The 25,188-nt window shown below is 26.4% G+C and carries 22 protein-coding genes and 1 tRNA gene; 1 reads left to right on the top strand and 22 read right to left on the bottom strand.

The window, feature by feature from the left end:
* Positions 1-2: 2 nt before the first annotated feature.
* The 16 genes from SBIUS_RS01895 to rdgB all read right to left on the bottom strand — a co-directional run bounded on the left by SBIUS_RS01895 (position 3) and on the right by rdgB (position 20,427).
* Positions 3-1,220 (bottom strand): Vmc-like lipoprotein signal peptide domain-containing protein, encoded by a 1,218-nt coding sequence (locus SBIUS_RS01895; protein WP_162684815.1) that lies wholly within the window; start codon positions 1,218-1,220, stop codon positions 3-5.
* Between the two features lie 127 nt (positions 1,221-1,347).
* Positions 1,348-1,860, bottom strand: a complete 513-nt coding sequence (locus tag SBIUS_RS01890) for an adenine phosphoribosyltransferase (protein WP_162684814.1) — start codon at positions 1,858-1,860, stop codon at positions 1,348-1,350.
* Between the two features lie 15 nt (positions 1,861-1,875).
* Positions 1,876-5,613: a protein translocase SecDF, variant type gene (locus SBIUS_RS01885; protein WP_162684813.1), complete on the bottom strand. Its 3,738-nt coding sequence runs from the start codon at positions 5,611-5,613 to the stop codon at positions 1,876-1,878.
* The gene (locus SBIUS_RS01880; protein WP_162684812.1) at positions 5,613-5,888 is read right to left on the bottom strand and encodes a post-transcriptional regulator; all 276 of its coding nucleotides are present in this window, start codon (positions 5,886-5,888) and stop codon (positions 5,613-5,615) included. Before SBIUS_RS01880 ends, SBIUS_RS01885 begins: the two co-directional genes overlap by 1 nt.
* A gap of 84 nt (positions 5,889-5,972) precedes the next feature.
* Positions 5,973-7,667: a YitT family ABC transporter gene (locus SBIUS_RS01875; protein WP_162684811.1), complete on the bottom strand. Its 1,695-nt coding sequence runs from the start codon at positions 7,665-7,667 to the stop codon at positions 5,973-5,975.
* 81 nt (positions 7,668-7,748) lie between these two features.
* Positions 7,749-8,156, bottom strand: a complete 408-nt coding sequence (locus SBIUS_RS01870; RefSeq protein ID WP_162684810.1) for a hypothetical protein — start codon at positions 8,154-8,156, stop codon at positions 7,749-7,751.
* Between the two features lie 78 nt (positions 8,157-8,234).
* Positions 8,235-9,770, bottom strand: coding sequence for a cytoskeletal motor fibril protein Fib (gene fib, locus SBIUS_RS01865; RefSeq protein ID WP_162684809.1), 1,536 nt, complete (start codon positions 9,768-9,770; stop codon positions 8,235-8,237).
* 156 nt (positions 9,771-9,926) lie between these two features.
* Entirely contained in the window at positions 9,927-11,885 is a 1,959-nt protein-coding gene (locus tag SBIUS_RS01860) for a hypothetical protein (protein WP_162684808.1), read from the bottom strand.
* Between the two features lies 1 nt (position 11,886).
* Complete coding sequence (locus SBIUS_RS01855) at positions 11,887-13,197, bottom strand: SGNH/GDSL hydrolase family protein (RefSeq protein ID WP_162684807.1); 1,311 nt, start codon at positions 13,195-13,197, stop codon at positions 11,887-11,889.
* Between the two features lie 19 nt (positions 13,198-13,216).
* Positions 13,217-14,119 (bottom strand): hypothetical protein, encoded by a 903-nt coding sequence (locus tag SBIUS_RS01850; RefSeq protein WP_162684806.1) that lies wholly within the window; start codon positions 14,117-14,119, stop codon positions 13,217-13,219.
* An 89-nt stretch (positions 14,120-14,208) separates the two neighbouring features.
* On the bottom strand, positions 14,209-14,571 hold the full coding sequence (locus tag SBIUS_RS01845) for a PCC domain-containing protein (RefSeq protein ID WP_162684805.1): 363 nt from the start codon (positions 14,569-14,571) through the stop codon (positions 14,209-14,211).
* Between the two features lie 12 nt (positions 14,572-14,583).
* A complete protein-coding gene (locus tag SBIUS_RS01840) occupies positions 14,584-16,251 on the bottom strand; it encodes a hypothetical protein (RefSeq protein WP_162684804.1) in 1,668 nt (555 codons plus the stop codon).
* A gap of 19 nt (positions 16,252-16,270) precedes the next feature.
* Positions 16,271-17,815 carry an AAA family ATPase gene (locus tag SBIUS_RS01835; RefSeq protein ID WP_162684803.1) on the bottom strand — a complete coding sequence of 515 codons (1,545 nt, stop codon included), beginning with the start codon at positions 17,813-17,815 and terminating at the stop codon, positions 16,271-16,273.
* Between the two features lie 64 nt (positions 17,816-17,879).
* Entirely contained in the window at positions 17,880-19,247 is a 1,368-nt protein-coding gene (locus SBIUS_RS01830; protein WP_162684802.1) for a DEAD/DEAH box helicase, read from the bottom strand.
* 43 nt (positions 19,248-19,290) lie between these two features.
* A complete protein-coding gene (locus tag SBIUS_RS01825) occupies positions 19,291-19,809 on the bottom strand; it encodes a tRNA (cytidine(34)-2'-O)-methyltransferase (RefSeq protein WP_162684801.1) in 519 nt (172 codons plus the stop codon).
* Positions 19,810-19,821: 12 nt separating this feature from the next.
* On the bottom strand, positions 19,822-20,427 hold the full coding sequence (rdgB, locus tag SBIUS_RS01820; RefSeq protein WP_162684800.1) for an RdgB/HAM1 family non-canonical purine NTP pyrophosphatase: 606 nt from the start codon (positions 20,425-20,427) through the stop codon (positions 19,822-19,824).
* Positions 20,428-20,491: 64 nt separating this feature from the next.
* Between rdgB and SBIUS_RS01815 the strand changes: the two genes are divergently transcribed.
* Positions 20,492-21,283: a phosphotransferase gene (locus tag SBIUS_RS01815; protein WP_162684799.1), complete on the top strand. Its 792-nt coding sequence runs from the start codon at positions 20,492-20,494 to the stop codon at positions 21,281-21,283.
* On the opposite strand, the gene SBIUS_RS01810 is transcribed toward SBIUS_RS01815, so the two are convergent.
* The 6 genes from SBIUS_RS01810 to rpsO all read right to left on the bottom strand — a co-directional run bounded on the left by SBIUS_RS01810 (position 21,280) and on the right by rpsO (position 25,108).
* Positions 21,280-21,984 carry a DxFTY motif-containing membrane protein gene (locus SBIUS_RS01810; protein ID WP_162684798.1) on the bottom strand — a complete coding sequence of 235 codons (705 nt, stop codon included), beginning with the start codon at positions 21,982-21,984 and terminating at the stop codon, positions 21,280-21,282. The genes SBIUS_RS01815 and SBIUS_RS01810 overlap by 4 nt on opposite strands.
* Positions 21,985-22,053: 69 nt before the next feature.
* Positions 22,054-22,127: transfer RNA gene (locus SBIUS_RS01805), tRNA-Gly, on the bottom strand.
* 88 nt (positions 22,128-22,215) lie between these two features.
* Entirely contained in the window at positions 22,216-22,968 is a 753-nt protein-coding gene (locus SBIUS_RS01800; RefSeq protein ID WP_162684797.1) for a hypothetical protein, read from the bottom strand.
* Between the two features lie 37 nt (positions 22,969-23,005).
* Positions 23,006-23,926, bottom strand: coding sequence for a tRNA (adenosine(37)-N6)-dimethylallyltransferase MiaA (gene miaA / locus SBIUS_RS01795; protein WP_162684796.1), 921 nt, complete (start codon positions 23,924-23,926; stop codon positions 23,006-23,008).
* Between the two features lie 196 nt (positions 23,927-24,122).
* Positions 24,123-24,692 (bottom strand): hypothetical protein, encoded by a 570-nt coding sequence (locus SBIUS_RS01790; RefSeq protein ID WP_162684795.1) that lies wholly within the window; start codon positions 24,690-24,692, stop codon positions 24,123-24,125.
* A 149-nt stretch (positions 24,693-24,841) separates the two neighbouring features.
* The gene (gene rpsO / locus SBIUS_RS01785; RefSeq protein ID WP_162684794.1) at positions 24,842-25,108 is read right to left on the bottom strand and encodes a 30S ribosomal protein S15; all 267 of its coding nucleotides are present in this window, start codon (positions 25,106-25,108) and stop codon (positions 24,842-24,844) included.
* Positions 25,109-25,188: the final 80 nt, after the last annotated feature.

Genomic DNA, 25,188 nt, shown 5'->3' with positions numbered 1-25,188 from the left:
AATTATCCCTTTACGTTATGTCTATAGTTAGAATATGATATTTCTTTTTCATTTTGTCTAAATGTATAGACTTTAAAAGTATTACTACCATTACCTTTTTGTATAGTTTCTATTTCTTTAAATTCAATATCTTTAAAAGCTTCAAAGTTATTATTTTGTTCTCCAACTTGATATGCCTGCACAGTTACTGTCATCTTAATATTTTCTGTTCCAATAACTTTGCTATCAATAATGTTTAATGGAGGATTTATATACATATCTTTAAATAAAGCAAATAAATCACTAAATATTTGTTCTTCATCTTTATCTGTTAATGTAACACTTGAATTTGCTTTTACAGTATTAATAATTTGAGTGTAAACATCACTTAAAGTTTTATCTTTAAGAGAATTTGGACCAAAACCTAAAGTTCCTTGTGTGAAAATTTGAGTATTATTATAATTAATAATAAAATTATTTACTCAACCACTGTTTGAATAGTAATCTTGAATTTTACCATTTAATAATTTATCAACTTCTTGAGAACTTTGTTTAATATTTATTGTTCCACTTAACTCTTTTTCTGCAAATACATATCCTTGTTTTGTATTTAAAAATGGTTGCAGTTTTGTTGTATCCAATGATCAAGTTCCATTTATAACATCTATTTTCATCATAGAGTCACTATTCCCTCAGTTATTTTTAGCAACAAATTGTTCTAATTCCGTTTTTTTATCTTCTAGCAAGAAAGTATTTTGAGATAATACAGCTTTTCCAAAACTAATTTGAGCATCATCTAAAAAGTTATATCTTTTCTCTGAATCAAAGTAACTTTGAATACTTTGCTTGAAAATATTTGATACATCTATAGTTTTTGGGTTAGATGAATAATAAATTACTACATCTTCATTTTGTTTATAGTTTGAATATACATTTGATTTGATTATTATTTCATCATCTGTATCTTTTTTACTAGCTTCAATACTCATTATTCCATCTGGAATAATATTTTTTTCTTTATTATAATCTTTATTAAAAAAATCCACCATATCCTCTATTGAACAATTTTGATTTGACTGTAACTTATTTCAATAAAATGAATTTGTTGATCACATTAAAAAGTTTTGATCTATAGTTTTTAATTTTTCTTTTTTTATAACAACTTCGCCACAAGAAACAACAGTCCCAATCGAAGAGACTACAAATAATGCCGAACCCAGCATTCCCAATAATTTTTTCATTTTTTCCCCTTACAACACAATATATTTATGCAGATATTTCTCTTTAATTATACATACTTTATAAAATATTTTACTAAAATAAAAATATTTTATAAATAAAAAAACAAGGTTATTTCCTTGTCTTTTATTAATATGTAATTAAACTTTTTGAATCGAATTCTTTAAATAATTCTGGTTCATGTAAGAATGATAAGTCAGCTAAGAAAACAATACCATTAACATTAGCTTTTTCTTGTTTAACAAGTTCTACAATCGCTTTCATTGTACCACCAGTTGCTAAAACATCATCTACTATAACTACGTTATCATTTTCTTTTAAGTCACCAACATGAATTTGAATGTGACCTTTTCCATATTCTAGTTCATATTCAACATCTTTAACTTCTCTTGGTAACTTACCAGGCTTTCTAACTAACACAAATCTACAATTTGCAGCATATGCTACTGCTGATGCAAATAAGAATCCTCTAGCTTCTGGTGCTACAATAACATCAGCTTTTTTAGATTTAACATACTCAACCATTTGATCAACTGTATATTTAAAAGCTTGTGTGTCATTTAATAATGGAGTTACATCTTTAAATGTTACTCCATCAATTGGGAAGTTTTCAACATCTCAAATATATTTTTTTAAGTCCATAGTTCTAATCCTCTATTAATCGTTTATACCCTCTATAATTTGTTCTTCATTTGAAACTTGAAGACCATTTATAAATCGTTTTCTTGCAAGTCTATTTCTAATTCTTATTTGTTCAAAAATAACTCATAAAGGCAATGATACAAATAATACAAATAAACTTGTTACTACTGCTCCAACTATAATTGAAAGTCCGAATGCAGAGATTGTTGGCATTGAAATTACCATTAATGCTCCAACTAAAACATATAAAGCTGAAAGTAATGAACATCTTACAAATCCAAATTTGAAACTTTTTACAAGTACTTCAGATAGATAGTTGTTATTTTTACCAACTCTATTTATTTTTATTTTATTCTCTTTTTTAATTTTTTTGAATTCAATTTTCTTATTATGTTTAATTTCTTTAAATTCTAATTTAAGTTTCTTTTTCTCTTCTTTTGATAAATTATTAGCTTTAATGTTTATTGTCATTTCACCTTTTAATTTGAATAACTCATCGTTCATTTGTTTTTTGATTGTTTTTGTATCATAAACAATTTCTATTTCTTTTTTAAAGAAGTCATATAATGATTTTTCATTTTTTGAAGATATTAATGATCTTGCTTTTCCAAAAACAATAAACAATGATGTTATTGCAAACATAATACTACTTACAATAGCAATAATTGCTACGTTTCCTAAAGGTATTTGTAACACAGTAATTATAGCTGCAGTTACTAAAGGAACTCCTATAATTGAAACAACCATAGCAATATAGTATGTTCATTTAAATCTAATTAAAATATAAATTAGAAGAGCCAATATGATAATAGCAACTGTTATTGCTATTTGTGTTAATGTTCATGTCATTGTAGCTGGTTTAACAGCTTTTGTAATAAATCCGTTAACTTCACTTATCTCTTGTGTTTTATCAACACCTCATGAATTAAACATTTTTTTAATTGCAGCAGATTGTTTTAAATTTTGTGTATAAACAGTTAATGTTATTCAGTTTTGAGAAACAGAGGTGTTATTGTAAACAAATTTATCTCCATAAGATACTGAGTATTTATGATTTTTATAGTTATTGTCTAAATGTAAACTGTTTGAAATGTAATTTACATAATATGCGTCAGCAAATACAAAGTCCAAGTATTTTGCAACAACTTCTGTTCTTTTATTTTCAATTGCTGCTTTTTCATTTAAATTTGCTTTCTCAAACTCATCAAACTCAGTTTTTAATTTTTTTATTTCTTTTTCTATTGGTGCAGCTTTAGGATCGTTTGACTCAAAAGTTTGTTCTATCATACCAGTATATGAGTTTGAAATGTTTTCTCCCCAGAATGTATAGTCAGTTCTTCCACCAAATGTGTTATCAAATCTTAATCCAAATACAAAACCAAGTGCGACCGAAAGAATAAGTGCAATAACACTGAATAATGAAATCATTTTTGTTCCATTTTTGATGTTTCTTTCAACTGTTTTAATTTTTAGTTTTTCATTTGTACTTGTTACAATTTGACCTTCTTGTTCAAGAATATCTTGTGTTTTATCATCTCTAATAAATACCAATTCATTTATTTTAAAGTTTAACTTTTGTATTTTTTTAGCTTTTTTAACTTCATCTAATTTTTCAACTTTAGATTTAAGTTTTTCAATTCTTTTATTTAATTTTTCTTTTGCTATTTTTTGTTTCTTATCTTGCTTTTCAATTTCTTTATTTGTAACTATTTCTAATTTATCTTTTAATTTCTTTAATTTATCTTCTAGTAAACTTATTTTTTCTTTATCAACTATTTCTTTTGAACTTAATTTACTAATTTTAGCTTCTGTAGTTGTTATTTTAAAGTTTAATAAGAATTTTCCTTGACTTGCAAAGTCAGTATTTAAAGCAAAGAATTTAGAATTTGAAATCATTCATTGTGAATTAATAACAAGTTTAAATAAGATAACTGCTATTAAAATTGTAAAGAATAATGTAAAGAATGAACCCATTGCAATAGTAATTGCCATAGCTCTTATTGCATTTGAAGTAATTCAAAACATACACATTGCAGGTACAAGCAATGCAACAACTAAGTCTGCTGCAAGACCAATATTTTCTTTAATAGAAATGTTAAAACTTGTTTTTAAACCTCTTTGTTTTAAATAGAAGCTTTCTTTCATGTTTTCAAAAAGAGTTGAGAAGATTTCCATATTTAAAGCAACTAAAATAAATGTTGAAATTATTGTTTCTGGACCAACCGTTAAGTTAAATCAAGTTAATGAAAGCAGTGTCATTCCAACAATGGCTAAAGTAATGATCATTGAGAATAATCCTAATAATCTATAAAAGAAAGTCATGTAAACCATCAATGCTAAAGCAACTATTAGTAAGAAAATCATTCCTAATCAAAGCATAACTCTTGAAACAGTTCCATTTAAAGTAGCAATTGAGTTAACTGTAAAGACAAACCCTTTACCTGCTGCATTAAATAAAGAAGATCCTATTTCTGCTTTTGTATAGCTATCAACTTTAGTAATTAATTTATCTCCGTCAATATATCCTGCACTTTGTCCTGGTTTATCTGCAACAGTTCCGTCAAATAAAAAGTAGTTAGTTCTTAAGTTATTTAAATATAGTTCATTAAATGATTTTAAGTTATCTCCAACATACTTAATTAACACAGGGTTAATTAAACCAAATATTTCATTAACTTTAAGTCCACTATCAGTAAGTGAATTAGCATTATTTCAAAGTTTTACATTAGTTCCATATCTTCCAGTTGCTTCAAAATCTTTTGTTACAGCATTCGAATCATAAACATATTTTGAAGTTTCAGATAAATATGAGAAAGTGTCTGAAACTTTTGCAAAGCTTTTTGCATCTTTTAAATCACTATTATTTGATTCCATCAATGAACCATATTTTTTAATGCTAGTTCCGGCTGATGTTTTATCGTATCATTCACCATAAAAAAGGTCGAACAAAATTTGTTTTACCTTAGAATCTGTACTTGTATTTGTATAAATTGCTCTTAAAGGATTAATAACAACTTTAAAAAAGTCTTCTATCCTATCTTCTTTATCACCTTTAATTAAGTTATAGTAGTTTCTTATATCATTGTAAAAACCATCAGCATCTAAAAGTATAAATAAAGATAAAGATGAAGCTTCTTGTGAGGTTCCCTCTTCACTTCCACCTGTTAAAAGACTTTTAAAAGCATCTCCATTTAAGTTATAAGAAATAGCAGGTTCTTTTTGATTTGATGAAGTTATTGAAGTTGATTTAGCTCCAGTAAAGTAGTCGTTAATACCTTTTCTTTCAATTTTATTGTTAGACTCAGTTATTTGTAAATCGTTGTATTTTTTATCTTTTGAGTCAAGTAAAACAATACCACCATTTTTTTGAATTTGGTTTTTAAATACTGTTTCATTTTGGTATGCATCAACTGGTGATAAAACTTTTAAAAAGTTATTACCAGCTTGTTCTATTATTATTTGATTATTTCCCATTGGGTTTAAACGTTGATTAAGTGCTTTAGCACCTTCTTTTGCATTTCCGTTTGGTTGTCCGTTAGTGTTTGACTCTTCATTTAAGTTGTCAACTGAAACAAGAGCTGAATAATAACCATTAAAGTCTGAACCCAACCCGATATTTTCTGAAAATTTTAAACTAGAGAAAAATATCCCTAAAATTAATGAACAGATTATCAATAAAATAGCAAAACTTCTAAGAATAGGTTTCTTTTGTTTTTTACTAATGTTTTTATCGTTGATATTCAACTTAACCACTATCTTTCTAAAATACTCTTTAAATCTGCTTCAATTGAACTGCTTTTATCTAAAATTGCATTTAAATTTAGATATTCAAATACTTTATTTACCTTAATGTTCATAATAAAGAAGGACAAATCATTCAAATCCATTATCTTGTTATTTTTAATAATTATATCTTTTAAATAAGATATTAAATCATTAAAAGTAATATTATTGTATTCTTTCCTTACTTCAGTTAGCTTTAAATCTAACATTTCGTAAATAATTTCCTTTAAGTAATTTTCGTTCATTAAACCACCACTACTAAATAATTATAAACAAAAAAATCTAATAAATACTATAAATTTACTAGATTATTTAAAAACTATTAGATTTTACAGATCACTTTTTTGATCATTTTTCTTTGGTTTTTGCTTTCTTTTTTGCTGTTTTTTTGTTAGTTTTTCATTTTCTCTTTGAGCTCTAACAATAGCAATTTGTCTTATTTTTTCTTTTTCTAATTCATCAGTTTCAATTTTAGTTCTAATAATATCTCTGTCATCATTTTTTTTGATTTCATAGTTAAATAGACCTTTAACTGATTTTGTATTAATAGCATTTACTTTAGCTAATGGATCTGCCATAAATACTTGTCTTTCAATTTTATCTCAGTCCATAACAGACATAGCAACCATCAATACACTTCTGTGTAAATAGTTACCATTAATTCTGTTAATGCTATCTCAAGTTAAAATGTCATTTTGGAATCCATTTTCTAATAACATTTTGTTTATTTCTTTTGGCATGTTTGTAGTTATCATATAAGTTCTAACTGTGTATTTTGGATAGAAGTGATTTGTTGCCATTCCTGCACACATTACAAGAGTAAATGAAGCAAATAATGATGGTCCAAAAATAAATAGAATTTTAATTTTAGCAACCAAACCAGGACTTACATTAGAAAGATCATCACCATAACCTGCTTTACATGCAAACTCAACAAGATAGTTGTATTGGTGTTGAGTTAAACTATTTGGCAATGAATTAATATACATGTCAGGTGATCCAGTAAGACCAAATCAAGCAGCAAATGAAGGATCTCAAACATTACTTCCATTAACATTTATTATAGCCCCATGATCAAGCGAGTAATCTCACATAGATTGCAGAAGTTTTTGATTATGAATATAGTTTCCGTTTTGCAAAACATCTATTTTAATGTCAGAATTTATTAAACTCATAGGAATAATTAAGGTGTTTAATACAATAACGCAAGCAAGAATTATTAAGTTTACTTTTCTATTCAAAGAACCTACAGGTTTATTTGTTCTATTTGAAATAAACACAGTCAAAAAGTCTAATCCACCAGTTGAAGAACCGATTTTATAAACTATTGAGTATGAAAATCCTAAAAGAATCCCTCCAAGTGCACCAAAAATAAATAATCATATTCCTGTATTTCATGCTCCTGGCATTCCTGAAATTAATTGGAAATTAACTATTAAATGAAACTCTTTTGGATTAATGTATGGTAAAGCTTGAAAAATTTGGTCAAAACCAATTTGTAAAATTACAAATAAGAATGTTGTAAAAGTAAATTTTCTTCCAAGTTTAAAGTAACCAAATATAAATAAAGGTATGTTTACAATAAAGTAGTAAACAAAGTAAAATGATGATTGTAAGTTAACTTGATCTTTACCTGGGAAAGTTAAAGTCGCAAAGAAACGAGCAATAGCTCCTATCCCTGCAGGGAAAAGACCCGCTCTTCCTGTAACGGAAATAAAGTAGTCAAATGTTAGAGCAATTAAAAATGCAGCTAAAACTATTTGAAAAAAGTCTTTAATAAATTTAGTTCTAAAGTATTGTTTAACTAAAAGTCTTTGTTCTCTTTGAGACATAACTTTATTTTCAAAGTTTAACAATAATTCTCCATCAATATTTAAACCTTTATTAAGTTCTTTTGCTAATTTATTAATTGATTTTTTTTCTTCAAGAGATTGGAATTCAACGGTTTCATCATTCATCATTTCATCAACTGATTCAGCTATTTCATTGCTAAGTTCAGTTAAATCTAAATTATTTGGTTCCATTAGAGTAATACCTTTCCATATCTTTTTGTCAATTAATATTAGTTTAAATAAAAAAAGATGATTTGCTTATCTTTTTTAAAATTATTTTTTTGCTTTGTTTATTATACTTGATAAACCTTTTGATTCATTTTTTTGTTTTTGTCTTTGTAAAATTAATTCTCTTAAAACATCTGAATCATAAGCAGATTTTCCTTGGCTTTTTGCTTTTGAAATAATGTCATCTTCTCTTTTTTTATCAGGGTCAACTCATTTTATTCCATTTGCAGCAGCTCCTGCTTTTCGAGCATGTTTAATAATTGATGCTAAATTAGTTGGATCAAAATCTTCTTCTGGTTCAACTTTTTGTTCTTTTTTAGTATTTTCAACTTTTAAATTATTATCTTTTTTATCATCATCAAATTCAATATTAGAAAGGTCTAACAATTCTTCCATTGCCAAACTTATATCTTTGTCTAAATCTTTATTTGTTTTATTTTTTTTACTTGCCACAAAAAGCCACTCCTTTTTACAAGAATACTATATACTAAAAAATAAAAAAAATCACTACTAGAGTGATTTCTATTGATTCTATAAGTTTTTCAAACGAATTGTAACTTTGAATGATCCAACTTTCAATGGGTCGTAATCATTTCTTGTAATATCAACAACTGTGTAAGTTTTTTGATTTTTAGCTGAGTACCCACCAAATACAACTGGTTGGTTAGCTTTTGATTTAGTTTGAACAAACACTGGTAATTTTGCAGCTCCCATTGCTGGAATTTTGAAGAAAACAACCACTTTATCATATGGTGATTCAACTTCTGCTAATTGTTCGTTTAAGTGTTTGATAAATTCGTTTGCTACTAATTTTGAACCATGTTTTGGATCTTCAACGAATTCATGTGTTAAGTTGTTTGTAATGTAGAATGAAATTGCTGCATCAACTGTTACAAGTAAATGTTTTTTAAGAACTGTTGTTCCATCATAAGTATATGATGATTTATCTTGTGAACGGTCTGCGATTGCTTTTGCAACTGCTTTACTTACATCTTCCATTGAATGAATTTTTGATGTTTTAATATCATATTTAGCTGATTTATTTCATAATAATTCATCGTCATTTACATGAATGTTTGATAAGAACATTAATTTACGTAATCATTTTTTAGGAGCATTTTTTCATTCGTCTTCCCCTAAGATTACTTTACTTGGTCCTTCATCGTCTAATTTAGTTTTCATAACTTCAACGATGTCAACTGCTTCAGGAGTAACTCCTTTTTTATCAACTAACATCAATGATGGTCCTAAACCTGAAATCAATGATGTAGTATTTTTTTTGAAACGTTTTGCTCATGCATCATGAGACATTTCGAATAATTCATTAATAACTTCTAATTCATCATTTGTTGATTTTGTGAAATCTAAAACGTATTTTGATGATAATAAGTTAAATAATCTTGCTAATAAGTATTTTAAAGTATTAGCTGTTTCATAAATTTTGAATTTATGTAATGGATCATTATCTCATGGAGATAATGCATTATTATACATAACTTTCATCGCAACAAAGTTAACGCTTGATTTTTTAGCTATTTGAGCTAATGCTCCAGCTTCAGTATCAATTACGTCGATTGTTTGACCATATTTGTCAACCATTTCTTTGAATTGTTTTGAGTTATAAATTAACATATTTGCAGTACCAACAATACCATCTGAAACACCTAGTTTAAAGTTTTTAACTTGGTTTACAAATTCTGTATTGAAAGCATATGCTTCTGGTTCATGAACGATTTGTCCATATTTAATATCTTTAAATACTGTTAAGTCTGCATCTCTGTAGATGAATTTTGTAGCCATAACTGTATCTGTAGTATCAAATTTATCATTTGTTGATAAAGCTAAGTCTACGTTTAGAACTGTTTCTAAAGCTGGGTATTCTTCCATTAAATAAGTAATTGCCATAGCAGCATTTGCTTTTCCATAACCGATTGTTGCGATTACGAAAAACTTCCCTCTGTATTTAACATGTTGAATAACCATATTTCTTCATCAATATTTTCTTACTGTTTTAATACCTGGACGGTCTTTAACTGTAAAGTAAGCTGTTGAAATAATACCGATCATTTCTAGTCACCTCTTATATTTTTCTCTATTACCTCTATCCTTTGCAATATCCTGCAAATATAAAGATTAATCTCATTATACTAAAAAGTTATAAAAAACACTACCTTTTTTAAATAAAAGTGAAATTTAGTCAAAAACTTAACTTTTATTGTATTTTTAGTTAATTGATTTAATTTGTAATTTATTTTTCTTGTTTAATACATAATTTACTTTAAAAGTTTGTTCTCCAATTAAAGCTTCATATGAATAATCAGATAATTTGTTAACACTTGTTACTTTTAAGTTATATAAATTATCGTAAATATCTGTTTTTAATTGCTTTTGATCTTGCTTATATTCATCTAAAATTGAAGGTTTTCCATTTTCAGAAACAGTTATTCAATTAGTCAATTTTTTAATTCCAGATAAATTTTCTATTATAGAAGCTAAATTATCTACAAAGTTTTTGTAAATAAATTCAGGATGCTTAATACCATTATTTAAATCTAATATACTTCTTAAATCTTTAATCAGATTTGAAATATTTTCAAAATCCAATAATAATTTTCTTGAACCTATATCGGTATTTTTTATTTTTAAGAAAATTTCAGTAATTGATAATTCACTACCTAGAAAACTAATTTTAGTATTTTTTAAAATGGATTTGATGTTTATTTGATTACCAGTTTCTTTGTTCAATAATTTTAATAGGTCATTTATAAAATTTCCTTCAAACAAACTTGTTCAAGACTGTTCTTTATACAATGCAGTTTGTTTCAAGCTTTTAATCTTATCTTTAATCTCTTTATTACTGATTTGATTTATTACTAATATATTATTAAAAACATCTATCATCTCTTTAAATGAGTTGTTAGAAACAATCGTAACTATAATTTCATTAAAAATACTTCCAATATTTATTCTATCTATTTTTAAAACTTTAAGTATTAAAGTCAATCACAAAGGAACTCCAGTAGTTATATCTAGTGTAGGCATAAAACTATTAAAAATAGACTGAATAATAGGAGTTAAACCTGTCTCATATATTTTTTCATTAGAAATGATACTAACATTTGGTATTAATCCATTTTTTATATTCGGTGTTTCATAACTTTGAAATAGAACTGCTAAAATTTTTCTTATTCCACTTCCATCGTTGAAAGTGTCTACAAGAAGATATATTAAAGAAATAATGTTTAAATTGTTATCTTTTACATTAAAATAAGCTTTTCTAAATTCATCAATTTCTTTGAAGTAATTTCCATTACTTGTATCTGAAGATAAACTCGCAACACCTTGAGAAGTATAAACAATTAAAGTTCTTGCAAATCTAATTATTTCAGCTATTGCTGGTAAGTCTCTTATAAGATCTAAACTCAGAGTTTTTTCTTTTTTTCTAATTGCAGTAAGATTTTTTGTTAATTTATCAATACTTGCCAAAAACTCTTTTCCACTAGATTGTTCTTTTTTAGGAACATTAATTTTATTGCTATTTCCTAGCATAAAGTCAATTGCATTTGATAAACCCATAATAGCTGAGTTCATTACTTCTTGATTTGTAAAGTTAGCATATTTATCATTTGAAAATGCATTTACTAGTAATTCAGTATTTTCTGTTGAAAGTATTTTATCTAAATACCCTACCAAGTAATTGTTTCTTAGTACATTTGTAATTTCAGGCAATACTAATACTGAATTAAACAAGAAATTAATAATTTTTCCATCAGATAACATTTCAACTAAATTTGGTAATGTTACAAATAAAGTTTCTATTGAAGAAGCTTCTTTTGGTTTTATTCCATCTTTTAATTCATAGTCTTTTACAAATAAATTATAATCAACATATTTATCAAATAACTCTCCCACTCTTGAATAAGCAGTTATTTGATCATCAACATTTGTTGAAAAAATTGTTGAAACATCTTTAATTCTTTTAACTTTTAATATTTCATCTAATTGATAATTAAAGTCATAATCAGATTTTTTTTCTAAATAAGCTGCTTTAGCAACTTGTTCAGTAATTGTTTTCATTGAAATTTCATTTAATTTAACTTTTGGTGTTGTACACGAAACTAAAAGAGTTGCAGGAGAAACCGTAATTAAACTTGATCCTAATAAACTTAATATCTTTTTCATATTATTTGAATTCCTTTAAAATTTCTTTAAGTAATTTGTCTGAAACATATTCATGAGCATGTTTTGTAGGGTGAACTATATCTGTAAAGAAGTATTTCTTCATAGCTTCATCTCTTTGTTCATATTCGCTTCAACCTTCTTTGCCTTCAAGTTCAACAAGGACATTTAATTCCTTTTTACCATCAAAGTTTAAATAATTTTTAATGTTATCTTCTATAAAATAATTTTTAAATTCATTTATAGTTTTTGAAATATCAGAGTTATTTATTTTTATTTTTATATCTTTGGTGAATGATTCATTTGAATGATATTGATCATCATTTTCTATTATTCCTTCATTTTTTATTAATTCCCCATACTCTTTTTGCATTATTGGAAATGAGTTTTCACCTTCGTATAATGAAGAAAAAACTAATTTATCTCCATAATATGACTGAACTTCTTTAACAACACTTTGCATTTTTATTTCAAATTCTTTTCCTAAATCAATAATTCTTTGCTTTTCTTTATCATCTTCTTTTGCATATCTAGGGATATTATCCATAATTGGTGGTCCTAAAAAGAAAATGTTTTGTATTCCATTATTTAAAAGTGTGAATAATGCATTTCTTAATCTAACAATAGAATCATTCATGTATTTAATAACAGCTGCGTCATTACCACTTTGTTGACTTGTAATCATTGAAAATAGATCGTTTCCTCCAATTTCAAAAAAAACCAAGTCATTTGAAGATATTTTTTGTTGAGCAACAAGTGTTCTTGCTTGTTCTTCAATACTAACATCATTTAAAAGTATTCCTCCAGCTTGTGGTGCAATCTTTGCAGCAGTTGCTCCACCAATTGAATAATTTCTACCAAATGTTTCATTTTCTTTAACTTTTGAATATTTATTACTTGGTTGTAATGGACCAAATCCGAGTTGATTTGCAATGTTATATGCTGTTGTTGGACCATTTGAAAAAGCATTGTGATGCTTACCATCATTATCTTTAAAACCATAACTTCCATCTAAATTTAAGTTAAAGTCTACTTTTGAATCAAGTCCAGTGGATACAAAAAACTTATCTTTAACATATGTTGTAAGTCCGTCAACATCACTTAATGAGTCTCCAATTACATAGTAATTTGTAAAACCATGGTGTGTTTTTGGATCCACACTTGAGTTCGTTACCTTACTTTTATCTATATCTAAACCAATTTTTAATGGGTTTTTCTTAGACTCTTTTGATTTTTGAGGCATACAAGAAACTGTAGAACTTAGAGTACCTACAGAAAAAGTTGTCATTGCCAAAACCGACAATAATTTTTTCATTTATTTAACCTTATTTCTATTAATCTTTGTTAGTTCATTTTTTTCTTAAAATGAAGTATATAGTTATTCCAGATGGAATAATAATGATGTTTAAAAATCACAATACTATAGAAACTCTTAGCAATGTTAATGTTGCTGTAAAGTTCGGTGCTTTTAAATCATCTACTGTTACGTATCTAATTTTTTCTTTTTTATCTATATTTTTATTAACAAACGGATTAGTTAAGCTTAAAGCGAAATTAACTGAATCTATTTGAGTGTTTAAAAATCAAACCTTGTTATTTACAATGTTTGTGCCTATTGATGAATTTATTTTAATACCATTAAGACCAGGACCAGAATAGTTAATTTCACTATCATATTCTTCTTGGTCTCAAATTGTTTGTTGGTCTAAAGAAAGTTCATATGTTTCTTTAGAGTAAATTTCTTTTAAACCAGAGGGTCTAAAAATTCATTGAATTCCAGTATTTACAAAACCAAATGAATGATATTCAGTTGCTATTGCTTTGTCAAATTCAATAAAGTTTAAACCAACATCATATAAATCTATTGGTTCTTTGTCTTTTACTTTTTGAGATCAATGCTGTTCATATCAATTATTTGAAAACTCAACATAAGCATCATAATGGTCATTATAATCTTTTGAGTCATAGTAATTAATTGTTGAAAGCGCATCAGCTTTAAATGAGTTTTTCACTACGTTATTCATCATCTCTTCATATAGTGGATGAGTAGGGTCAAATACATATTTCCCCTCAGGCATAATTCTTTTAATTTGTTTTTCAACACTATTAATAAATGTTAATGATTCAATACCCATACCAGGTAAAATCATTAGCGTTGATAAGAAAGAAAAAAATCCTACAAAAGATAGTATTAGTATTAATACTAACTTTTGGGTTTTATTCTTTATGTGTTTCATTCTCTCTCCTTTTTTTATTTTTACTATTTTAGCACTAGAAAGTTAAAAAATATTTTCTTTTTCTAAAATTTTTTAACAAAAAAAGACCTTTATTCGGTCTTATATATTTCCAAAATTATATTAAATGAATTTGTAACTACCCCACTAATCAATCTTCCTTGGTGACGTTCGAATTTATCATCAACAGAATTTATCATAATAGAAACTTCTCTGTTATCAACCATACCATTTATATTTGTAACAGTTAACAACCCTTCTTTTAATATCTTTGACAAAAAGAATGGATCTGATTGAGAAAGAACTCCATACTCAACTCTTTCCAAATAACCATAACCAGTTATTCTAGCATCGATAAGTTTATACTCTCTTACTATGTTTTGAATTTGTTGAGCTATCTCATCACCATGATCTAGATAAACTACAAGTAAATTTGATTTTTCTCTTACTATCATTTTTCTTTCTCCCTATCCTTGAGCTTGTTGTTTTTTAGCTTCAAGCTCTTTTAATTTTTCTTTTTGTTTTGCAAGTTTTTTAGACTTAGGATCATCTAAGTGTTTTTCTCTAAAACGTTTTTTATCTCTTATTGAGTTAAGTTTGTTAATTTGTTCATCTCTATAAGCAACTTCTTCTTCTTTTAATTCTCTTAAGTCTCTTAAAGTTTCATTTAAAGACTTAACAATTTGATTTGTTGCATAAGGGTCGTTTGGATCATAATACATTACATTGTCAAAAACTTCTTGTGTTTCAACATTTGGCATTGTTCCAATAACTAGAGAATGAAATCTATTGTAGTTATCTTTTAAATCAGCTATTTTAACTCTTGTTGAATTTGGAAGTGAATCCATCATGAAGTCTGAGATAAATAATAAGTCAGCTCTTTTAAAGTCTTCTGAATGCATTTTTTCAATAACTTTTTCAAATGCTGGTTTTGCATTTGTTTTTCCATAAAATGATTTTGCTAAAAACTCTAACATTTTTTCAATATTTACATTTCTACCATGAATTGTAAATTCATCAACGTGTTGATTTGCAAAGTTAACAAAAACTAAATCTCTATATTCTTTTAAAGCAACTTTAGCTACAGCTATTGAAAGTGCTTTTGCAATATATTCTCCAGCACCTTCCATAGAACTTGATGTATCTATACAAATAATAAACTTACCTTGTTCTAAAGGAATTGGAGCTTCATACTCAACTTCTTCAATTTCATGTTCAATAATATTTTCATTTGATTCAAATAAGAATGTTTGAAGTTGTCCTTCAACAAACTTTTTATAGAAAATGATTTCTAAATCTTCATCAAAAAGATTGGCGAATTCCATTGGAAGCAATCTTTCTAAATCTTTTGAAACTGTTAAACCAACAATTTCTTCAGGGTTGTAAGGTAATTTAACTTGAGTTGGATATGTAACTACTTGTTCAGTAATATTTATTTCCATTAAGTCGTCTTCACCATTTAATCTACCCAACATTTCTGCAATCATTAAAATTGAAGGATCTTTATATAAAAATTCTGCAAATCTAGCAATTGATTCAATGTTTTGGTTTTTTAATTCATCTTCTATGTTTGCAACTTTTCCAAAAACATCATACATTGTTTTGTAAATCTTTGCATATTTACCATAGTTTTTGATAATTGAATAGACCTCAACTAAATAGTTATATCTTAAATCTTCTACAGCTTTCATTCTATAATCAATAATTCTTTTTGTTAACATGAAAGTTCAAGTTCTAAAGAAATCTGTAAGTCAATCTCTGTCTTTTAATTCTAAATAACCATTGTCAATCTTTCATCTCATTGTATCAATGTAAGTTGAAAATGGTGAGTCAAATTCATCTAATTTATTTTGTATTAAGTTTAGGTTTTGTGCAAAACTAACCTCATCATATTTTTCAGAAATATAGTTATAGTAAACAATTTCTTTTCTTATTGGTTCAGGAAGTTTTATTTGTTTTATTGTAGATAAGTTTGAAGCAGAATAAAAATTATTAATTTTATCATCTAATTGTTCTGCTGCATACTCATGATCTTTTTTGAAGGCAAGAAATTCACTATTATGAAGATCTTTTCTTCTAAGTTTCTCAATTTCTTGTTTGATTTCACTTATTGGTTTTTCTAGATCGAATTCCATAATAGTTCACCTTCTTTAATTACATTTCAACTTCGAATTCTAAGTTGTCAATTGGACTGTTTGATTCATCAATATTTTCTAATTCTTTTTCTCTTTCAAGTTGTTTTTTAGTTTTTGTATCAAATGCTTCAGCTATTTTTTCATTGTAAATGTCTTCAAAGAAGATACAGTTCATATTCATATATTTTTTATATTCTTTGAACATTTTTGCAGATACTTCTTTATATTGTTTTTCTAAATCAATAATTGTGTCTGCTAAGTTTACCATTTGCTCATTAAATTCGTTTGGGTTGTCATTTTGTAATAAGTATTTTTTATTTTCATTTACAAATAAGATTTGATCAGATTTATATGCTCTAACTAAAGTTTTTTGACTTCCAACGTATTTGTTTAAGTTAGGACCGAAGTGCAAGTCAATTTCAAAGTCTTCATTTGTAAGGTTTCTAATTTTATTTCAATCAGCTGCTGAAATAAAACAAACTTTGTAATCTTCTCCACCATCTGTAAAGTTAATGAAATAATATGTTCCACCAAGAGCTCCTTTAAAAGGATCTGTATATGGAGTTAATCTTAAGTATTGGGCTTCAATTTGTCCAATTTGTGAGTTGATTGAATCAATTTGGTTCATTAAGTTTTTCTTTTCATTTCTTCACTCTAAACCAAATTGTTCTAAAAAGGCATCGAAGAAGATTTTAAAATATTCTTTTTCTTGTTCTTCGTTATCTCAAATACAGTAAGGAATTACAAATAAATCAGCAATATCAGTTTCTGCTCTTCCATTATAAAACGCACTAGTTTTCATTAAACCAGAGATTTTCTTTCAACGTCTATCTGAAATGTAAGCTTCTCCATTAGTATCTTTAACTATTTTTTTTCTAAAATAATGAATAAAGTCTAATGATTTTCTACTAATTCTTACTTGTTTTGATTGTCTTTTTCAAATTTCTAATTCTTCAATTGAAATTTGAAGTCTTGGATCAACTTCAACATCAAGTGATGATTCTCCATCAAGTAATTGTTCAAAGTTTTCTTCTGTTTTTAATCCTTCAGCAATATATCTAATGATAAAACGGTCAAATAGAGCTTCCAATCCTTCACCTTCAGCAGGTAGTTCGTTTGAAGCAGAAATTAAAAGTTTTAATGGAACTTTAATATCTGTTCCACCATTTCTAAAGATTTTTTCGTTAATAATTGTAAGTAATGTATTTTGAATACTTGGTCCAGCTTTTCAAATCTCATCTAAAAAACCTACGTTTGATGATGGTAAGTAACCATCAACAACCCTAACGTATTTTCCTTCTTTAAGTAATCTTAAATCGATTGGTCCGTAAATTTCTTCTGGTGTTGAGAATTTACTCATTAAGTATTCAAAGTTTGTTCCACCTTTAATGGCAAATTTAAGTCTACGAGAAATCAAAGATTTAGCAATCCCTGGTTTTCCTAATAAGAAAATTGACTCTTCTCCTAGAAGTGCTAACATTGCTAATCTAAAAATTGTTTCTTTCTCATAAACTTGATATGAAATTTCTGATATTAATTTTTTAATTCTTTCTGTTATATCCATGACTTTTCCCTCATTTACTTATAATTATAAAACAATAACACTCATTTGGAAATAATTGTTATTGTTAATTATCAAATAATTCTTCTCTACGTTTTTTGTATTTGTCTTTTTTAATTTTTGCTATTGATTCTTTAATGTGTTTTCTTCTGATATCTTTTTTAACTTTTTCAATTTCAGCTTTTCTACGTTTTTTGTATCCAGGTTTTACTTTTTTACCTTTATACTTATCAATTATCTTTTTAGTTTCAACATTTACTGGTAATTCTGAATTAAATTCTTTTTTCTTTTTAACAGTATTTACTTCTTGTAATTCATTATTTACAAGTTTAAAGTTTGTAAATGTTATACCTTTTGATTTCAACTCATCAATTTGATGTTGGTTTGTTGAGTTGAATAGAACATAACTTTTTCCTGAATATTGATTTCTACCTGTTCTTCCACTTCTGTGGATATAGTAGTCAAGATCTTTTGGAAGATCTACTGAAATAATGTGACTAACTCCATCAATATCAATACCTCTAGCAGCTACATCAGATGCCACAATTCATTTAAACTCTCCACTCTGAATTCTTTTTTGCATGCTAGTTCTTTGTCTTGAATCCAAGTCTCCGTGAAGCTCTCCAACGTTTTTAATTCCAAATTCATTCAATCAACTAATAATTTCTTTTATTTGATCTTTTTTATTTAAGAAAATCATACAAACATATGGATTTAATGATTTTGTTATTGTTCTTAAAACATCTTTGTTTTCTTTGTTTTTTGTTCATATAAGAACATGTTCAATATTTTTATTTGTTGGATTAGTATCCATATTTTCAATAAAAATAGAGTTTGATAAATATTTTTGCAAGAATGGTTTTAAACCATTGTTGATTGTTGCAGAAAATAAAGATACATTCACATCTTTGTTCATTTTAGAAAGCATTAAGTCTACTTCTTCAATAAATCCAAGATCAAAAATCATATCACACTCATCAATAACAACATATTTTGAAGTAGTAATATATAGATTACCTTCTTCGTACATTTTTTTAAGTCTAGTTGGAGTTCCAATAACTATTGTTGGTTGTTTTGTTTTAACATTTTGAATTGATTTTTCAATATCATCTCCACCAACAAATAAAGAAACTGTTCCCTTGTCGTTAAACTTTAATAACTCTTTTGTATTTTCGTAAATTTGTCTTGCTAACTCTCTTGTTGGAGTTACAATTAAACACTGTATTTTATTTGTTTCATCATAATTTATATTATTTAATATTGGTAACAAGAACGAGTGAGTTTTACCAGTCCCTGTATGTGATTGAGCTATAACTGATTTATGTTTTTTGATAAGAGGAATAACTTTTTCTTGAATTTTTGTTGGATATACAAAACCTATCTCTTCTAACGAATCATTTATAAATTTTTTGAATCCAAAATCTGAAAACTTCATACTATTTTACCTCTTAATTTCATACAACTATTATTATATCTTATTAATCTCTTTCTAGATAGTCTTCTCCCTTTTCAACTTCAACTTTTGAAAGGTCTAAGTAATCTCATTGTCTTAAAACTTCATACGTAGCAATTCCCATTGAATTTGCTATGTTTAAGCTTCTCCCAGTGGCAACCATTGGAATTCTAAAACATCTTTGCATATTGTCTTTTAAAATCTCTTTTGGAATTCCTGTAGATTCTTTTCCAAACATTATAAAAATTTCTTGATCAATTTCTTTGAAGTTAAAATCACTAATAGGTTTTTTACCATATCTTGTCATACAGAATAAATTTGGATTTGGATTTTCTTCAATAAAATGATTTCAATCATCATATCTTACATATTCACATCCTTCAAAATTATTTGCACTACTTCTTGCAAAGTTTCTTTTATCAAACACAAAACCAAATGGTTCTATTAAATGTAATTTTGCATTTGTTAATGCACATGTTCTCATAATAGCTCCAACATTATCTGCTATTTCTGGTTCAAACAATACAATGTTAATTTTTCTCATAATAAGCACCTCTTAAAAATAATTATTTTCTTTTAAAAACTCTCTTAATTTAGAAATTGAAATTCTTCTGTGAGATATTTCATTTTTCTCTTCTTTAGTCATCTCTGCAAATGTTTTATCATAACCATCGGGTTTAAAAATTTTATCGTATGCAAAGCCATTATCACCCATTTGACTGTACATAATAACACCTTCAACAATACCTGTAAAAACTTCTTCTATATTTCTTTCTTTATCAATTACAGCAATTGATGAAGTAAAAAAAGCTTTTCTTTGTTCGTCATTAAATAAATTATTATCCATTAATTTATCTAAAAGCATATCATTTATTACATTTCAATCTTTTTCTGGTTTAGCTCATCTTGCTGAATAAATTCCTGGAAAATTATCTAAGTGAACAACACTCAATCCAGAATCATCTGCAATTACAATTCCTTCAACTAAATTTGATAAAGTTTTTGCTTTGAATAAAGCGTTTAGTTCAAATGTTGGTTCGTCTTCTGGTATATCTAATTCTTTTTCTAGATCATTTAAAGATTTAACCTCCATTTCTGGAATCATCTCTTTTATTTCTTTTATTTTATTTTCATTTTGTGACGCAAATCATATGACACTCATTTTAAATTAACTCCTTTAAGTTCTAATTAATATTATAATATTATTATCTTAAGAGGTGAAATAAATGAAATTAAAAGGATATACAAACAATACTTTTTTACAAGACAATATTGTTGTTAAAGAATCAATTGAATTTCATGATTTATACCTAGATAAAAAAAATGAGTTTAATTTTTTAAGTGAATTAAAAAAAATTAAACAGGATTGTTTATTAAAACCACTTGAATTTAATTTAACAAAAAATAAATTAACTTCTAAATTTGAATTTCTATCAGATTTCAAATCACTTGAACAAATAGATATTAATAAAGACATTATCGATATGGTTATTGAAAACATAATGGAAATGCATAGTTTAAATATAGAAAAAGATAAAGTAAAAAAATTCGAATATGTTAATTTTTTAAATATTTTTCACAAAAATACAGATAAAAAATTAAAAGAATATGATGAATACATCGATCAAATAAAAGAATATGAAATATTATTTGATAGCTTAGATTTGGTTTTAAGTCATAATGATTTAGTTCCGGGAAATATTTTGATAAGTAACGATAAAGCAATTTTTATTGATTACGACTATGTAACTTTAAATAATAAATTCTTTGATATAGCAAGTTTTATCACTGAAACTTTAAACAATAACGAAGAATTTATAGACTACTTTATAAAAAAACTTATAAAAGTTAATGTGATAAACAAAGATGATTTAGATATTTTAAACAAAATGATTAAATATCAAGATTTATTGTGAACTCTTTGAGCTAATTTTATGTATGAGAAAAAGAAGGAAAAAATATTTGAAGAAATAATGATTGAAAAGCTAAATAGATTAAAAAACAGAAAGACATATTAGTCTTTCTGTTTTTCTCTTTTCTTATTTTCTTTAGCATCAAGTTTCTTATTAATCTTTTCAGCTTTAAGTTTCTCTTTCAATTCTTGCTCTTTTAATTCTCTTTTAATTTTTTCATCCAACTCAAGTTTAAACTTTTCAAGTTCTTCTTCTTTTTGGATCTTACTTACTAGATATTTTTGATATCTTTGAGCTTTTAAAAGCTTCTTATCTGGAATTATTTCTCCTTTTTTATAAGCTTCATAGGTTCTTTCTAAGTCTTCAACCCTTCTAAGATCATTATTTCTTATCAAAGTTCCTATAAAGACAAATAAAGGCGTTAGAACAACCACAATAAGCAATATTGATATAAATCTTATAAGGATTCATAAGCTTGAACTTTTCATGAAAGTTCCAAACATAATAATTGCTATAAAAATGATTGTTGAAATTTGTGCAAATGTAAAGTTATCAATTTCATGAAACTTTAATTTATAAAATAAATAAGTTAGCAAACATGAATATATTAAATAAACAGTGCAAATTAATGCCAAATATCCAACATGAGGTGTAGGCAATTTTTCATTTAAACTAAATTTAAAATCATAGCCAATTGTAAATCAAATTAAAAAACCAGGAATTATTGATTCTATTAATAGAAAACTAAAACTCTTAAAAAATGGAGTTCTTGATTCATTAAATTCTTTTAATAAATTGTTTTTCATCTTTACACCCCTTTAATCTAATTAATATTATAAATAAAAAAATCCCTTAAGGGATTTGAATTTTCTCAATGGAGCGGGTGAAGGGAATCGAACCCTCACAGTCAGCTTGGAAGGCTGAAGTTCTACCATTAAACTACACCCGCAAATTAATTACATTAATAAATATATATAATTGCTTTGCAGATGTCAATACTTTTAAAATATTTTTTATTTTTTTTAGATTTATATTTTTTAATTTATTTTTTCACTTAATGAAAAGAACAATGTAATTAATGCGTAACATCTGTACTTATAGAAAAAGTTATTATCTTGGAAATCTATAAGCATGTGTTTAAGTTCTTTTATTTTTGGTAACTCAGTTATATTACTTGGTGTTGTTACAACAAAAATCTCGTTATTTGCTTTCATTAGATATTCTAAAGCAATAACTGTGGTTTCTGTGTCTCTTCCAGTTAATAAAACAACTATTAATTCATCATTAAACTCTAAATGTTTCCCGACTTCTAGGTTAATAGACATATCAATAATTTTAGCCTGAACGCCAATATTTGTAAGTACATCTTCTAAAAACTTAGCAGCATATACCGACTGATATGATGGACATATTCAAACCTTTCTTTTCTCATTAATCTTATTTGCTAAATCAATTAAAAAGTTATCATTATCTTTCACTCAATGATTTATGATTGTTATCATAGCCGCTTCATCAACTTCGGATCCGACAGCAGTTTTAAGTTGGTTTTGCATAACATTTTCATACTCAACTTTTAATCTAATAGAAAGTTCTTTGTAACCTTCACACAAACATGCTTTTGCAAATTGCGTTACAGTTGCCAAAGACACAAAACAAGACTCACTAATCTCGTTTTGACTTTTAAAAACCCCAACCGATCAATCAGTTAAGATTTGTTTTCCTATTAATTTAAAAGTAGTATTTTTATTGTCCTTAATTAAGTTCTCCACACGTTCGTATACAGATAACATAGTTAAGTCTCCTAACTTGTATTCAATTTTAAAAAAACTAAATATTCAGTTTAATGTATTCAATTATTTCATCTGAAATTTTATTAAAATTATCATAATCATGTTCAAACCATTCAACATTATCTAGTTGATTTCTAAATCAAGTTAATTGCCTTCTTGCATAATGTCTATTATTTTTTTGCATAAGTTCAATACATTCATCATAAGTTATTTCTTTTTCAAGATATTTTATAATTTCTGGACCACCAATGCATTTAAGTGATTGAGCTTTCTTATTAAAGTTATTCGCTTCATAAGCCATTTCAATTTCTTTAAATAAACCTCGCTTCTCCAAGCTAAGTACCCTATTATTTATTCTACTATATAATTTGTCTCTTTGGGGAAATAATCCAACAATTAGTAAATTATTGTAGACATATTTTTTATTATCTTTAATTAATTCTGATTTTTGGTTTCCATTAAGTTCAATAATTTCTAAAGCTCTAATTGCCCTATATCTATTATTTGGATGAATTTTTTGAGCTTCTAGATTATCTTTTTCATTTAAAATTTCTCAAACCTCTTGGTTTGAAAGTTTTTCATATTGTTTTTCATAATCTTTTATATGATCATCGCTTGTGAAATTATAATCCATAAGCAATGCATTTGTATATAATCCGGTTCCGCCAACAATTATTGGAGTTTTTCCTTTCTCCAAAATTTGTGCAACTTTTTCTCTAGCTTCTTTTTGAAAATCAGCTACAGAATATGATTCATTAACTTCTTTTATAGAAAGTAAATGGTGTTCAATTCCATCCATTTCTTCTTTTGTAATTTTATTTGTTGCTATATCTGTTCCTTTAAATATTTGAGTAGAATCTGAGTTAATACACTCACCATTAAATTCTTTTGCTATTTTTACTGACAAATCAGTTTTTCCACTTGCTGTTGGACCAACTATTACTATTAATTTGTTCATAATTATTCCAACCTCCTAAAAAAAGACAAAAAAAAATATTCCCACCCGCTATCAAATGCATGAGAAAGGAAATACTTATTTATTGAGCGGTCTTTAATATCTCACGCAAACATAAAGAATAACAAATATTCTTGGCGTCCCGAAGGACATAAATATTATATAATAAAAAAACCCTACTTGAAGTAAGGTTTTTTTATTATTTTTTACCAGTTGCAGTTCTAATTTGAACGTTAACTTTTTTAGGTTCAACTTTTGAAGGTTGGAATAAAACAGTTTTTCTAGTTTTTGATAACTGAGTTCCAGAAATTTTAGTTTCTTTCTTTTGGTTAAATAGACCAGTAATGTCTCTTCCACCTGTTACAACAGCTGTTCAATTTTGATCTGGTTTACGTTTTACTTTTGCATTCATTCAGTGAAGAGCAACAACGTTGTTTACATCATCGTTTTCTCCTTCTGGATCAATTAAGCTGTAAACTCAACCGAATTCTGAAGCTTGTCCAAATTCACTAATTTTCATAATTGCTCCAGCTACATCTTGTCTGTAGATTGAAGCATTTGTAGCTGATACTGGATCTGCTTTTTCTCAGATAAATTTTTCTTGTCCATCACTTAATTTGATAGATTTGTTAACAATTTTCTCTGGTTTTGGATCAGTAGCTTTTTTTCTAGTTTGAATGTGTTCTGCTCTTTTTTTGTTTGAAGCAGCTTTTTTAACAGCAGTTGGATCTGGTTTTTTAGTTGCTGTTTTTTTTGTTGCAGTTGCCATATAGTAACACCGTCTTTCTAATAAACAATATTAAATTTTGATAAAAATTTATTTTTTGTACCAAAATATGATTTTATTATACATTAAATTTTCCAAGTTTTCTACTGCCAACGGCTTTAACTTAAAAAAATAAAAAGTCTAAAGACTTTTTATTTTCTAATTTTTAATTTTTCAATGATAGCTTTGTATCTTTCAACATCTTTTTTAAACAAGAAGTTTAATAAGTGTCTTCTTTGAGCAACTTTTTTCAATAAACTTCTTCTTGAAGTAATATCTTTTTTGTGTAAGTTTAAGTGCTCTGTTAAGTTTTGAATATCTTGAGTTAAAATTGCAATTTGAACTTCTGCTTTACCAGTATCATTTGCATTTGAACCATATTCCTTAACGATATTTTCGATTTGTGTTTTAGAAACCATTTCTAAATCCCCCTTTTAATCTTGATTGAAATTGTTTGAACAAAGAAATGATTCAGGGATAAATCAATTCAACGTAAAAA

This window comes from Spiroplasma sp. BIUS-1 (assembly GCF_010365805.1).
In the GTDB taxonomy this organism is placed as follows: domain Bacteria; phylum Bacillota_I; class Bacilli_A; order Mycoplasmatales; family Mycoplasmataceae; genus Spiroplasma_A.
This window is presented reverse-complemented; position numbering and strand designations above follow the sequence as displayed.